The organism is Tenacibaculum sp. SG-28 (genome assembly GCF_002954385.1).
Classification (GTDB): domain Bacteria; phylum Bacteroidota; class Bacteroidia; order Flavobacteriales; family Flavobacteriaceae; genus Polaribacter.
Genome location: NZ_MQVY01000002.1, coordinates 527,277 through 540,572, shown reverse-complemented (window position 1 = coordinate 540,572; position 13,296 = coordinate 527,277). Strand labels below are relative to the sequence as shown.

General features: G+C 33.1%; 13 protein-coding genes, 2 tRNA genes and 1 pseudogene. 7 read left to right on the top strand and 9 right to left on the bottom strand.

Going from position 1 to position 13,296, the window contains the following annotated elements; translation table 11 throughout:
* Positions 1 to 5: 5 nt before the first annotated feature.
* From BSU00_RS13310 to BSU00_RS13300, 4 genes are all read left to right on the top strand, one after another.
* Positions 6 to 296 (top strand): hypothetical protein, encoded by a 291-nt coding sequence (locus BSU00_RS13310; protein WP_233188640.1) that lies wholly within the window; start codon positions 6 to 8, stop codon positions 294 to 296.
* Positions 297 to 348: 52 nt separating this feature from the next.
* Positions 349 to 831 (top strand): cyclic pyranopterin monophosphate synthase MoaC, encoded by a 483-nt coding sequence (moaC, locus tag BSU00_RS07360; protein WP_105003777.1) that lies wholly within the window; start codon positions 349 to 351, stop codon positions 829 to 831.
* Complete coding sequence (locus tag BSU00_RS13305; protein ID WP_233188639.1) at positions 824 to 1,051, top strand: hypothetical protein; 228 nt, start codon at positions 824 to 826, stop codon at positions 1,049 to 1,051. Before moaC ends, BSU00_RS13305 begins: the two co-directional genes overlap by 8 nt.
* A gap of 361 nt (positions 1,052 to 1,412) precedes the next feature.
* Positions 1,413 to 1,934 carry an NTP transferase domain-containing protein gene (locus tag BSU00_RS13300; RefSeq protein WP_233188638.1) on the top strand — a complete coding sequence of 174 codons (522 nt, stop codon included), beginning with the start codon at positions 1,413 to 1,415 and terminating at the stop codon, positions 1,932 to 1,934.
* A 21-nt stretch (positions 1,935 to 1,955) separates the two neighbouring features.
* Here the strand turns inward: BSU00_RS13300 and BSU00_RS07350 are convergent, their stop codons facing one another.
* The 3 genes from BSU00_RS07350 to BSU00_RS07340 form a co-directional block, all read right to left on the bottom strand.
* On the bottom strand, positions 1,956 to 3,062 hold the full coding sequence (locus tag BSU00_RS07350; protein WP_105003776.1) for an AraC family transcriptional regulator: 1,107 nt from the start codon (positions 3,060 to 3,062) through the stop codon (positions 1,956 to 1,958).
* Between the two features lie 1,958 nt (positions 3,063 to 5,020).
* Positions 5,021 to 5,094, bottom strand: a tRNA-Ala gene (locus tag BSU00_RS07345).
* A 39-nt stretch (positions 5,095 to 5,133) separates the two neighbouring features.
* Positions 5,134 to 5,217: transfer RNA gene (locus tag BSU00_RS07340), tRNA-Leu, on the bottom strand.
* Between the two features lie 121 nt (positions 5,218 to 5,338).
* Here BSU00_RS07340 and BSU00_RS07335 point away from each other — a divergent pair.
* The 3 genes from BSU00_RS07335 to pth all read left to right on the top strand — a co-directional run bounded on the left by BSU00_RS07335 (position 5,339) and on the right by pth (position 7,593).
* A complete protein-coding gene (locus BSU00_RS07335; RefSeq protein WP_105003775.1) occupies positions 5,339 to 6,280 on the top strand; it encodes a ribose-phosphate pyrophosphokinase in 942 nt (313 codons plus the stop codon).
* 21 nt (positions 6,281 to 6,301) lie between these two features.
* A complete protein-coding gene (locus BSU00_RS07330; RefSeq protein ID WP_105003774.1) occupies positions 6,302 to 6,880 on the top strand; it encodes a 50S ribosomal protein L25/general stress protein Ctc in 579 nt (192 codons plus the stop codon).
* 131 nt (positions 6,881 to 7,011) lie between these two features.
* Positions 7,012 to 7,593, top strand: coding sequence for an aminoacyl-tRNA hydrolase (pth, locus tag BSU00_RS07325; RefSeq protein ID WP_199176772.1), 582 nt, complete (start codon positions 7,012 to 7,014; stop codon positions 7,591 to 7,593).
* Positions 7,594 to 7,728: 135 nt separating this feature from the next.
* Here the strand turns inward: pth and BSU00_RS07320 are convergent.
* The 6 genes and pseudogenes from BSU00_RS07320 to mutS form a co-directional block, all read right to left on the bottom strand.
* A pseudogene (locus BSU00_RS07320) lies at positions 7,729 to 8,177 on the bottom strand (6-pyruvoyl tetrahydropterin synthase family protein).
* Positions 8,178 to 8,390: 213 nt separating this feature from the next.
* A complete protein-coding gene (locus BSU00_RS07315) occupies positions 8,391 to 9,158 on the bottom strand; it encodes an enoyl-CoA hydratase/isomerase family protein (protein ID WP_105003772.1) in 768 nt (255 codons plus the stop codon).
* 57 nt (positions 9,159 to 9,215) lie between these two features.
* Positions 9,216 to 9,566, bottom strand: a complete 351-nt coding sequence (locus BSU00_RS13985; RefSeq protein WP_369820302.1) for a hypothetical protein — start codon at positions 9,564 to 9,566, stop codon at positions 9,216 to 9,218.
* Between the two features lie 35 nt (positions 9,567 to 9,601).
* A complete protein-coding gene (locus tag BSU00_RS13980; protein ID WP_369820289.1) occupies positions 9,602 to 10,063 on the bottom strand; it encodes a hypothetical protein in 462 nt (153 codons plus the stop codon).
* A 25-nt stretch (positions 10,064 to 10,088) separates the two neighbouring features.
* The gene (locus tag BSU00_RS13975; RefSeq protein ID WP_369820288.1) at positions 10,089 to 10,571 is read right to left on the bottom strand and encodes an MATE family efflux transporter; all 483 of its coding nucleotides are present in this window, start codon (positions 10,569 to 10,571) and stop codon (positions 10,089 to 10,091) included.
* A 15-nt stretch (positions 10,572 to 10,586) separates the two neighbouring features.
* Positions 10,587 to 13,196, bottom strand: coding sequence for a DNA mismatch repair protein MutS (gene mutS, locus BSU00_RS07305; protein WP_105003771.1), 2,610 nt, complete (start codon positions 13,194 to 13,196; stop codon positions 10,587 to 10,589).
* Positions 13,197 to 13,296: the final 100 nt, after the last annotated feature.

The following is a 13,296-nucleotide window of genomic DNA, read 5'->3' as shown; positions in this document are numbered from 1 at the left end:
ATTGTATGGTTTATTTTTACAGCTGGTTTTTTGCCTCGAATGGGGTTACTATCGAAACAAAGACTGCGATACTCAAAGAAACTGTGCAGTTTAAACCAAATTTAACCTACTTTTTACAAGTAAAATTGGCCTATCGTTACGGACACTGGATAGCAACGCCAGTAAAAGGAAACGGTTCTGGAGATCTTGCAAATCTCACGAAAGCAGATGGTTTTTTAGAAATTCCAAAATCCGAAGCATCCGAATTTAAGGAAGGAAGTGTATTTCCAGTAATCACCTATCGGGATTGCTACTAAACTGATTGCAAAACAGCAAAAATTTATAGTACTAACTTAATTAACAGAAAACGTGAATAATTTTTCTCATATAAACGATAAGAATCAACCAAAAATGGTAGATGTTTCGGATAAAAAAGTAACCAAGCGCATTGCAGTTGCAAAAGCTAAAATGTTTGTGGGGGAAGATATTATTAAAAATTTTAGTGGTACAGATATTAGTACTAAAAAGGGACCTGTTTTTCAAACAGCAATTGTTGCAGGAATTCAGGCGGTTAAAAAAACTTCAGACATTATACCTATGTGTCATCCATTACTTATTAATGGAGTGGATATTACTATTGATATCCTTTCAAAAACACATTTAGAAATATATTGTAAAGTAACTATAGAGGGTAAAACAGGAGTTGAAATGGAAGCGCTTACCGGCGCATCCGCTGCTTGTTTAACTATTTATGATATGTGTAAAGCCATACATCAAGATATGGTTATTGAAGAACTTAGATTATTGGAAAAAACAGGTGGAAAATCTGACATTAAAAAATACGATGAATAAACACTCTAAACACACCAACCTAACGCGAAAAAACAACGGTCTTTACGCGCCAAATGAAATCGCTATACTAGGAACAAAATGCAGTACTATAGCCAAGCTTGTGGCTGAAGTATCGGATGCGTTACACCATTTTAACTTGGGTTATTTTGATGCCTCTCACGCTACAGACGTTCCAGAAATCGATTTTCTGAGTACACCTATCATCACGAAGGAAATTTAGAAATAACCACCAGAGGCAGCATCAATAGCTACGAACAAAGACTACAATTTTACCAACATGATTTAGTATTTATAAATGGAAATCATTATCCGGGAATTAAACAAATTGTTATTTTGGATCCGCAAAAAGAGGCTTCCATTCTAAAGCGAATCGAACAAATAACAGATGTTTCTTGTTTTATAACTTTGACAGAGGATTCTTTTTATTTTGACTGCTTACGTCAAAATTTCCTGCAATAGAAACCATTCCAACCTTTGCTATAAATGATGTTAAAGGAATTACAGTCCATATCGAGGAATATATAAAAGAAGCTATTTCATCGGTGAAAGGATTGGTGTTAATAGGAGGTAAAAGTAGCCGAATGGGAAAAGATAAAGCCTCCTTAAATTACCACGGATTACCGCAGAAAGAGCATGTAAAAAACATGTTAGAAAAATGTAATCTAACCACTTTTTTTTCGGTAGCAAATGCATCGGGTAAAGAAGACGAAATTGTAGATAGTTTTTACAATTTAGGACCATTTGGTGGCATTTGTTCTGCCTTTCAAAAAGATCCGAATAGTGCTTGGTTAGTTCTCGCAACTGATATACCTTTCGTAGATGAAAATTTGGTACAACTATTATTAGAAGAAAGAGATTCAAGTAAAGTAGCCACAGCGATAAAAGGAAAAAATAAAAAATTTCCAGAGCCTTTAATCACTATTTATGAACCAAAAGCATACGGTAAACTCCTTCAGTATTTAGCGCAAGGATACTCTTGTCCGAGAAAAATGCTAATTAACGCAGATGTTAAGATTATAGAAGTAGATGATGGATTAATTCGCAATATCAATACCGAAGAAGAGTATCTAGAAGCCTTTAAGGAAATTTCAAAAAACGTATAATTGTATAGAATAGACGGACATCTAAAACACTTCTGCTTTCGCAAGATTCTCTTTTCTGTACTGTGTTGGTGTAGTATTTGTTAATTTTTTAAAAGCGTTATAGAAAGCTGCTTTGCTATTAAAACCAACGTCAATTGCTATAGCAAATATGGTGTCTGGGTTTTCCTGTAATAGCTTCTTTTTAGCTTCTTCTATGCGAAAGGAGTTGATGTAATCGGAAAAACTCATTTTTTTATTTTCATTTATGGCCTGAGAAACATATGGAACAGGACACTTTAACCTTTCTGCAATAACATTAAGTTTTAATTTATAGGAAAGGTACAATTTTTCAGAAGTTACCAAGCTATCTATTCGATCAAACAACTCGGATGAATTATGTAGTTTAGAATTTTTATATTTTGGTATAGTATCTACATCTTCGTGATCACCGGTAAGTGCAAAAACAGGAAAATACATTAGTGAATACACTAATACAAAGAAGAAAATAGTATAAAATATAGGTTCGATTTTAAATAAAATAGGGAATAAACTAGCATCAAAAAAAGCGAATATAGCTTCTAATAAAATAGCGAAAACTAATAATACGTTAGCTTTTAACAATAGATTAATCCAATGAAAATAAACGTGATTTTTATCTTCTAAATCTATTACTGCATTTTTTCGTTTGAAAAATTGTGCAGATTTGTAAAAGAAATAAAGGTTAATCATCGATGATAGTATAAATTCAATTTCAAAAAATTTAAGATACTTAGAATCCGATAAAGGAGCCGTTTTATCAATATAGCTGGAGGCATAAATAAAAAATACTATTTTAAGAACACTAAAAAGACTAAAAAAAAGAATCCACTTTTTATCATCGCTATGCTTCTGTGCTAGATTTTTAGTAAACGCATAAAACAAGAAACCTACAAGTGAAAATAACAAAAATGAAAAAAACCAAACGTAAACAGGTAACTTAAATTTGTTCGCTGTGGTAAAAGTATCTAAAGATAATAACGAATAAATAAAGGTAACGGCACCTAAGAAATAACGAACGTAATTTTTCTTACCTAAGTTGTTTTTGGTAAAAAAAATAAAAAATGTTAGGAAAATTCCTAAGATAAAACTAAGGATTGGAAACACACTCATAGTAGCAGCTCTTTTTATTTTTCAATCAAAAAATGGTTAAAACACTATTAAGCAGTGAATTAACACATTGTCTAGTTTTGTAAAATTAGACAATTTATTCAAATAAATTTAGTGTTTAATTATAAAACAAAGCAGAAACTTTGTTTTTGACTCGTATTTTTGAAATGTAACATACTAACAGATATCATATTTACAAAAAGGATTCCCCTTATTTTCCTTTTTTAATTTTAAAGCTACCGTGTAAAAGCGGTAGCTTTTTTTATGATAAATATGTAAAGTTTTACTTTTTCAGGTGCAACCCGGAGTCTTAAATACTTACAAATCCCCTTGTACCACTCTTAGCAACCAACAACTAAAAGTACAATTAGGATACTTTTATAGAATCTTTTTCTAATTACTTTTTCATGCCATATAACTAATATTATACAGTAGCTCCAACAATAATAAAAGACCTAATTAAAAGATGAGAAGAACTATCGGGGTTGCAATATACTTTTTTCCGATTGGTATCTCTGCGTAGTAAAAATATCTTCTAGCATACAAAATAGCCATTTACAGTAAGTCTCCTACAAGCTATACAAGAAAATCAATTAAAAAATAGAGTAAAGTTTTATAAAACAATACATCTTTCAAAAATAAATTACATCCAATTTTATAATATAACGCTAATAATGAATAGTTTACCTATACCTTTGTAGTAGTAGTAGTGATTTATTAAAATAAAGTATATAATTCCCTTTATTTTTTCCTTTTCAAATGTAAAAGCTATTGTATCCCCTACAATAGCTTTTTTTATGCAATTTTTTCACGTTTAAATATAAATAGTACATAACAAAATTTCTTCAGAAGAAATAGTAAAAATTGTCATGAGCTTTAACAAGATCCCATTAGCTGCTTTCTCATACTACTTGACTTTTTACATTGTTCCTTTGGTCTACAATATTATATGCTTTGGATTATAGCATTGGATACCAATTATTTCGCTGTAAATGGCTTAGATGAAAAAAAGTAATAAGTATCGAATTATGAAACAAAATATCTTTACAAAGTAAATTTTATCCAACTTTATAAAACGAAGCGAATATCACAACGATTCCGTGTACTTTTACATTAGTAGTAGTGATTTATTAAAATAAAGTATATAATTCCCTTTATTTTTTCCTTTTCAAATGTAAAAGCTATTGTATCCCCTGCAGTAGCTTTTTTTATGCCGTATATTCAATAGTACTTAAGGATTGCTTTTAGGAGTAGGAACGAAGAATAAAATAAGACTTTTAATACGTACTTGAAATAAACCCGTTCTGCTTGAACTGCTACAAATTAGAATTGAAATTTGTTCTTACCTAAAAGCTATTGTATTACAAGTTTTAATAGCCGCTTAAACGATAAATCGTATGAATATTAAATGTGGTTTTATAAAACCACACCAAGCCATAAAATAAATCTTGTCTACCATTATAATATACACCCTCTAAAAACAATTCTACTAATATATTTGAGGTAGTAGTAGTGATTTTTAAATTTAATTAATACATAATTCCCTTTATTTTTTCCTTTTCAAATGTAAAAGCTATTGTACCCCTTACAATAGCTTTTTTACGTTTATAAATATTATCTGTACTCCTAAATAATCATCTATTAATTAAATGAAAATATATGCTTACTACAATCTTTATGCGAACTTCATTCATAGATAGAAACTAAAGCAATTTGACTTTGCACACAGGAAAGACTATAAAAGTTTAAAGAGGCTAAAAAACACATTAAAACTTAAATGTATTGTAGGAACGACTTTAAATTTATAAAATATCTTAATTCACTTAACACAGAGTATGTTAATGCTTGATAACCATGTCCTACTTATGATATGATTACGATAAAGTCTTAAATAAAAGCGGAGGCCTGTATGAATACCAAAAAATAAACCCTGTATATACAAAATATACAGGGCTATTGCGTGGAGAAGGCGGGGCTCGAACCCGCGACCTTTTGACTGCCAGTCAAACACTCTAGCCAACTGAGCTACATCCCCAAACGACAAGGCCTTAAAATACATAATTTTAAGGCCAAGTACCAAAGGTGGGACTCGAACCCACACGCTCTTGCGAGCATCGGATTTTGAATCCGACGTGTCTACCAATTCCACCACTTTGGCATTGATGTGTTTGCAAAGCTATAAAATTATTTTAGTTAATTTGATAAAATTAGGCTAATCTCTCAAAATAATTCTATTTTTGCCGATAACAACAACATAATCTAAAAATATTCTTTGTTAAATGCTTACAAATCAATTATCCCCAAAAATTTTCGCTTGTACTCAGAGTACCGAATTGGCAACAGAAATTGCAAAAAAATTTGGTACGGAGTTAGGGAATGTTAAAATTTCTCGTTTCAGTGATGGTGAATTTCAACCAGCATTAGAAGAGTCGGTAAGAGGTAGACGTGTATTTATTATCGGTTCCACCTTTCCTACGGCTGATAATTTAATGGAAATGCTATTAATTTTAGATGCTGCTAAACGTGCTTCTGCAAGACATATTACAGCTGTGTTACCATATTTTGGTTGGGCTCGTCAGGATAGAAAAGATAAACCAAGAGTTGCTATAGGCGCAAAACTAGTTGCAAAATTATTGGAGGAAGCCGGAGCAACAAGAATAATGACTATGGACTTACATGCAGATCAAATACAAGGTTTCTTCGAAAAACCTGTCGATCATTTGTTTGGATCTTCTATATTTCTTCCTTATGTAAACAACCTCAACCTTGAAAATCTTACTGTTGCATCACCAGATATGGGAGGGTCTAAAAGAGCATATGCCTATTCTAAATACTTACAAAGTGATGTTGTAATTTGCTACAAACAACGTAAAAAAGCAAACGTTATATCGCATATGGAGTTAATCGGAGAGGTAAAAGGAAAGAATGTCATTTTGGTAGATGATATGATTGACACAGGAGGAACACTAGCTAGAGCTGCAGATTTAATGATGGAAAGAGGAGCTTTAAGTGTTCGTGCGATATGTACCCATCCAATTCTTTCTGGGGAAGCATACGAACGCATACAAAATTCAAAATTAACAGAGCTAATTGTTTCCGATACTATCCCTCTAAAAAAGAGCGTATCTAAAATAAAAGTTGTATCTTGCGCCACTTTATTCGCAGATGTGATGCACAAAGTGCAAGACAATACATCGATAAGCGATGAATTTTTAATGTAAATTTAATTAATAAACAAAGTAATGAAATCAATTACAATCAATGGATCTCAAAGAGAAAGCGTAGGTAAAGTAGCTACTAAAGCCTTACGTAATGCTGGAAAGGTTCCTTGCGTATTATACGGAGGAGACAAACCTGTACACTTTTCAGCAGAAGAATTAGCATTCAAAAACCTAGTGTATACTCCAAACGTTTATACTGCTACGATTGTTTTAGGAGGAACTAAATATAATGCGGTTTTGCAAGATATTCAATTCCACCCAGTAACAGACAAAATTTTGCATGTTGATTTTTATCAATTATTCGAAGACAAAGAAGTTACTATGGAAATCCCTGTACGTTTAGTGGGAACATCTAAAGGAGTTATGGTTGGTGGTGCTTTACGTCATAACGTAAGAAAACTAAAAGTGAAAGCTTTACCAGCTAACTTACCTGATTTTATCGAGGCTGATATTACAGAATTAGAAATTGGTAATAAGTTATATGTTACCGCTCTAAAAAATGACAACTATAATATTTTACACCCAGACAATACAGTAGTAGCGCAAGTTCGTATGTCTCGTAACGCTGCAAAAGCGGCAACAGAAGAAACAGAATCTTAAGAATTTAAGACTTCTAATCAAAAGCGTTACCTTGTGTAGCGCTTTTTTATTTTATAAGTATACATATAAAATCTTTTTTATATTCCTTTTTTGGTACTAAAAGTAAAACGATCGCAAAAGAAGAAAATAATATGAAAAAATTTTTAATCGTAGGTTTAGGTAATGTTGGTGAAAAATACGACAATACCCGTCATAATATAGGTTTTAAAGTTGCAGATGCTTTTGTAAAAGAATACGAAAGTACTTTTGAGACCGAAAAGTTAGGTGCTGTTGCATCCTTGAAAATAAAGGGGAAAACTGTTGTAGTTCTCAAACCAAGTACCTACATGAATTTAAGTGGAAAAGCTGTTGCATATTGGATGCAAAAGGAAAAGATTAAAACAGAAAATATACTGATTATTACAGACGATATTCATATTGACTTTGGTAGCATACGCATAAAAGCCAAAGGAAGTGCAGGAGGGCACAATGGATTGAAAGATATACAAGAAAAATTAAACTCGAGTAACTATCCAAGATTTAGGTTTGGTGTAGGCGCAACTTATTCTAAAGGACGTCAGGTCGACTTTGTCTTAGGAAAATGGAGTAAAGAAGAAGAAAGTGCCCTAATAGAGCGTATTCCGACCTCAGTAAGTGCAATTGCATCTTTTATAAATGGAGGTTTAGCAAATACCATGAATGCTTATAATGGCAAAATAGATAGCAACAAATAAGATACTGTTATTATCGGGTTCTAGCCAGAGTTTGTGTTTACAATTATTCAATTAGGGAATTAACCAACAGTAAGAAACTGTTTATCCGGAACAGACTATTTGTAGATAAAAAAGCAAGACACTACAAATGTGACCTTAATTATCGGAAGCGTACCATTCTGCATAACAGGTCTCTGTTTCTTGCAGTTTTAAAGAATGTAATGCAATATGTTCTGGAAGACGTGCAGTTATTTTTGCTGCAAAATCAATCACCATCATCTCACTCGTTGGCTGATAATCTACCAAAACAACATCCAATCCCATGTTTTGCAAGTTGTTTGCTAATTCGAAATGTGGTGTGTTTTTATTAAAAATTGTCGCGTGATCAAAAAGGTCTACAATTTCCTCTTTTACAATTTTTTCAAATCGCCAAAATCGATAACCATACCGTATTTAGGATGCGTTGTATCTTCGATTGGATTTCCAATAACAGTTACGGCCAATTTATAGCTATGTCCGTGAATGTTTTTACACTTTCCATCATATCCATGCAAAGCATGACCGGTTTCAAAAGAGAATTGTTTTGTAATTCTTATAGCACTCATCATTAATCATTTGTGAAATAGTTTATCTTCTATTTCTATATTTATTATAAAAATATACTACTACTAAAGCTACTGCTAAAAAAGAAATAAATAATTATCCATCGTAGTTGTTTTTATTAATTCGGCAAAATTACGAATTTGTTTGACAACTACAATCTATAAGCTGCAAAAAACGAAGTAATTGACACATAAAAACTAGGAAAATAGGAGAATTTACTTTTTAAACTTTGCCAAAGCTTTTTTAGTAAAATCGGATAGTACTAATTTACCAGAAGTTTCGGCTCGTTCCATTAATAAAGCATCCCAATCCTCTGTTCCTAACCACAAGGCTTTTTTCATTTCCTGTAAAGCATCAGGATTGTAGGAAGCTAGTTTTTCTGTAAATATCGCTAATTCCTTATCCATATCTGCAATATTCTCAAAAACCCTTGCATATAGCCCTTTTTCTTTGGCCCAATAGGCATTTTTCCAAGTAGTTGCGTCTAGGGTTAAATCTGCTAATCCGCTCACACCTACTTTTCGTTTTACAACTGGTGCTATCACAAATGGACCTATACCTATAGTAAACTCAGATAATTTAATTGCTGCGTGTTCGGTAGCTAAAACATAATCACAAGCTGCCGCTAAACCGACGCCTCCTCCAACGGTTTTTCCTTGAACTCTTCCAATAATTAATTTCGAACACTTGCGCATTGCATTAATTACATTGGCAAAACCAGAAAAGAATATCTTTCCCTGTTCTAAACTGTCAATAGCTACTAATTCATCAAAAGATGCACCAGCACAAAAAGCTCTGTCTCCTTCAGATTTTAACACAATGATTGCCACTTGATCATTTCTAGACAAGGTCTCAAATTCGTTAGCTAATCTTTCTAAAAGTTCACTGGGAAAAGAATTACTAGCCGTATGACCAAATTCAATTACAGCAATATTACGATCAATATGGGTATACAAGCTTCCGTTAGTTCTATTGGTACGCATGGTTACAAATTTTCCGCAAAAATAGGCAATTTAAAGAGTAATTTATAGTGGTAACAACTATTTTACTTCTGCCACGGAAGAGAATTTATTACGGAAGATTAAAATTAATGGAATACTCCTAGCTACAATCCATGCAAAAAATGCTCCCCATATCGCATATAATTTTAAATCCTGGTGGTCTAAAAATAGTAAAACAGGAATGAAAACTATGGCTGTAGCAACTAATAATACGTTACGCAGATATATTACCTCTCCAAGACCTTTAAAGATTCCATCGTATATAAAAGCTATCGCACAAATTGGTTGCATCACTAATACTACCCAGAAACTAGTATAAAATTCTTTTAAAACTACAGGCTCTTTAGAAAATACACTTCCGATAAAATCATAGAAAACAAATCCTAAAATAGCAAGTACAGTACCAAAACTGAAGCCATATACAATTAACCTTCTTCCAATTTCAATAGGGTTGTATAGTCCTTTGCTCCTAGTAACTTGCCAGATAAAATATTTCCAGCACTAGAATATCCATCAATCATAAAAGCCCCCATTAACCATAGGTTTAAGCCAATGGTATAGGCTGCTATGTATTCTTTGCCGTAGGATGTCGCATAAGAAGTAGCAAAATACAAAGCTACATTTAAGGCGATTGTACGCACAAATAAATTAGAAATCAAAATGATAAAATGTCGAACCTCTCGATGAAATGGTAACGTGAAACGCAAGCTAATATTGGTTTTTGTAAGTAGTAGATAGGTGGCCATAAGTGCCATAACTACTTGTGCAGACACACTTGCATAAGCAGCACCTTGAATATTCATTGCAGGGATATACCCTTCTATTCCATACACCAAGAGTAGGTCTAAAATTATGTTAACAAGAGTCCCAACAATGGCTATTAACATTGGGTAGTAGGTGTTTTGCAAACCTCTAAAAATACCAAAAACAGCAATGATATAAAGTTATCGGAAACCCAAAAGCTCTGATACGAAAGTAAGATATGGCAAATTCTAATATACTATCACTGGCATTGTAAAATTGAAAAATTTCTCTAGCAAAAGGATACGATATTGCTAAAATTAAAATACTTGTAGCGATAACAATTACTGTTGCTTGAATAGGTAGTTCTCTTATTTCCTCTAATTTATCTGCTCCTAAATATTGCGATATTATGGAAGAAATCGCAGAACGAGTTTGTCCAAAAACCCATATCAACATAGATAAAAAAGCACCTACTATTCCAACAGCTGCAATACTTTCTGTTGGCATAACTTTTATATTTCCAATAATTGCTAAATCGGTAGTAGACAAAAGTGGTTCTGCCACTCCAGCAATTAATGCCGGTATTGCGAGCTTATTAATCCGTTTAAAACTTATATCCTCTTTGGTATCCCAATAATTTGATGCCGACATATAAATAAAAATAAGTTATTTCTTTACCAACATCCGTTTAATTTCATTCAGTTTCATAAGGGCCTCAATTGGAGTGAGCGTGTCTATATTGGTCGCTACTATTTCCTCTCGTAAATCTTCTAGTAAAGGGTCGTCTAATTGGAAAAAACTAAGCTGCATATCTTCCGATTGTACATTTTTTAGGGTATCCTTAACTTCTTTTTGCGTATGATTTTCTTCTAGCTGCTTTAAAATTTTATTTGCTTTACGTATAACCATACTTGGCATTCCTGCTAATTTTGCAACGTGAATTCCAAAACTGTGATTACTCCCTCCCGAGACGAGCTTTCTTAAAAAAATGATACTGTCGTCTAATTCCTTAACAGAAACATTAAAGTTTTTGATTCGTTCGAAAGTAGTGGTCATTTCATTCAATTCATGATAATGGGTAGCAAACAATGTTTTAGCATTAGTTGGGTGTTCGTGTAAATACTCTGCTATCGCCCAGGCAATGGATATACCGTCATAAGTTGAGGTTCCTCTTCCTATTTCATCCAAGAGAACCAAACTACGATCTGAAATATTGTTCAATATAGAGGCTGTTTCATTCATTTCAACCATGAAAGTAGATTCTCCCATAGAAATATTATCACTAGCCCCTACGCGAGTAAATATTTTATCTACCAGCCCGATACGTGCATTTTGAGCGGGAACATAACAGCCCATCTGCGCTAATAAAACAATCAAAGCAGTTTGCCTTAAAATAGCAGATTTACCAGACATATTGGGTCCGGTTATCATGATTACTTGCTGTTGTGTTCGGTTCAAAACAACATCGTTTGCAATGTAATCTTCGCCGATAGGAAGCTGCTTCTCAATAACAGGGTGCCTTCCATTTTTTATTTCAATATCCGTTGTCATATCGACCACAGGTCGTACGTAATTATTTGCAATTGCTAGGGTTGCAAACGATAACAAACAATCAATCTGGGCAACTAGCTGAGCATTTTCCTGAATAGGCGCTACAAAATTTATAATGTAATGTATCAGCTCGGAAAAAATTTCAGCTTCTAACTGTTGTATTTTATCTTCAGCTCCTAAAATTTTAGTCTCGTACTCTTTTAATTCTTCAGTAATATACCGTTCGGCATTCACAAGCGTTTGCTTGCGAATCCATTCTTCAGGAACTTTATCTTTATGGGTATTTCTCACTTCAATATAATACCCAAATACGTTGTTAAAAGCAATTTTTAAACTGGAGATCCCTGTTCGCTCGGTCTCTCTACTCAACATAGCATCCAAATACTCTTTTCCAGAATTTGAAATTGCTCTAAGTGCATCTAGTTCTTCAGACACACCATCTGCAATTGCATTACCTTTTGAAATATGTACAGGAGCATCCTCGTAAAGAGTCTTTGCAATACGATCGATTACATTCTTGCAATCGTTTATTCGCTCTCCTATTCCTTTTACCGCAATATTTTTGCTTTTTTCCGCTATATCTTTAATAGGTAAAATGGCTTGAAGAGAATTTTTTAGAAGCACCGTTTCTCTGGGAGAAACTTTACCTGTGGCAACTTTCGAAATAAGTCTTTCAATATCAGAAATCTGCCTTAATTGATATGTGACACTTTCTAAAAAGGAATCTTGGTCTATAAAAAACTTAACCATTTCTTGCCTTTGTTGAATAGCCTTAAGATCTTTTAAAGGCAATGCTAACCAACGTTTAAGCAATCTACTTCCCATCGGAGAAATAGTTTTATCTATAACAGCTAATAAAGAAACGGAATTTTCAGAATTACCGCCGTACAACTCTAGATTTTTAATCGTAAAGCGATCCATCCACACATAGCGGTCTTCGGCAATTCTACTGATAGATTGAATATGTTCTAATTGTTTGTGCTGTGTTTGGGATAAGTAATACATTATTGCACCTCCCGCAATTACTCCATGCACTAAATCTTCCACACCAAAACCTTTTAAATTTTTAACCCTGAAATGGTTAGAAAGAGATTCATAGCCATAATCTTCTTGAAAGATCCAGTCTTCCAGATAGAAAGCGTGATAGGTATTTGGAAACAATTCAAAAAATTGCTGTTTGTGTTGTTTCTGTACTAAAATCTCACTTGGTGAAAAGTTTTGTAATAGTTTATCGAGGTATTCAGAATCTCCCTCTGCCACTAAAAATTCTCCCGTAGATACATCGAGAAAAGATATGCCTAACTTTTTTTTACCAAAATGAATGGCTGCCAAAAAGTTATTGGCTTTAGATTGTAAAATATCATCATTTAATGCAACGCCGGGTGTCACCAATTCTGTGACGCCTCTTTTAACAATCTTTTTCGTCATTTTCGGATCTTCTAACTGATCGCAAATAGCCACGCGTAATCCAGCTTTTACAAGCTTGGGCAAATACGTATTAAGAGAATGATGTGGAAAACCAGCCAATGCAGTTTCGCTTTCACTTCCTGCACCGCGTTTGGTTAAAATAATTCCTAAAATTTCAGAGGCTTTTATTGCATCTTCTCCAAAGGTTTCATAAAAATCTCCTACTCGAAACAAAAGCATTGCATCCGGATATTTAACCTTAATTCCGTTGTATTGTTGCATTAATGGAGTTATCTTTTTTGCCTTTGTTTTTGCCAAGTTTTTGGAATTTTTCTGTTAGTTTTGCGAAGATAGAAAAAAGAGATAGTCTTGTTAAATAATTCAATTAATTATTTGGTTAAAAGGAACAAAGCTATCC

Coding starts and splice junctions, on each gene's coding strand:
- BSU00_RS13310 (WP_233188640.1), top strand. CDS start 6: ATGGTTTATTTTTACAGCTGGTTTTTTGCCTCGAATGGGGTTACTATC.
- BSU00_RS13305 (WP_233188639.1), top strand. CDS start 824: ATGAATAAACACTCTAAACACACCAACCTAACGCGAAAAAACAACGGT.
- BSU00_RS13300 (WP_233188638.1), top strand. CDS start 1,413: ATGGGAAAAGATAAAGCCTCCTTAAATTACCACGGATTACCGCAGAAA.
- BSU00_RS07350 (WP_105003776.1), bottom strand. CDS start 3,062: ATGAGTGTGTTTCCAATCCTTAGTTTTATCTTAGGAATTTTCCTAACA.
- BSU00_RS07335 (WP_105003775.1), top strand. CDS start 5,339: ATGCTTACAAATCAATTATCCCCAAAAATTTTCGCTTGTACTCAGAGT.
- BSU00_RS07330 (WP_105003774.1), top strand. CDS start 6,302: ATGAAATCAATTACAATCAATGGATCTCAAAGAGAAAGCGTAGGTAAA.
- pth (WP_199176772.1), top strand. CDS start 7,012: ATGAAAAAATTTTTAATCGTAGGTTTAGGTAATGTTGGTGAAAAATAC.
- BSU00_RS07315 (WP_105003772.1), bottom strand. CDS start 9,158: ATGCGTACCAATAGAACTAACGGAAGCTTGTATACCCATATTGATCGT.
- BSU00_RS13980 (WP_369820289.1), bottom strand. CDS start 10,063: ATGTTAATAGCCATTGTTGGGACTCTTGTTAACATAATTTTAGACCTA.
- BSU00_RS13975 (WP_369820288.1), bottom strand. CDS start 10,571: ATGTCGGCATCAAATTATTGGGATACCAAAGAGGATATAAGTTTTAAA.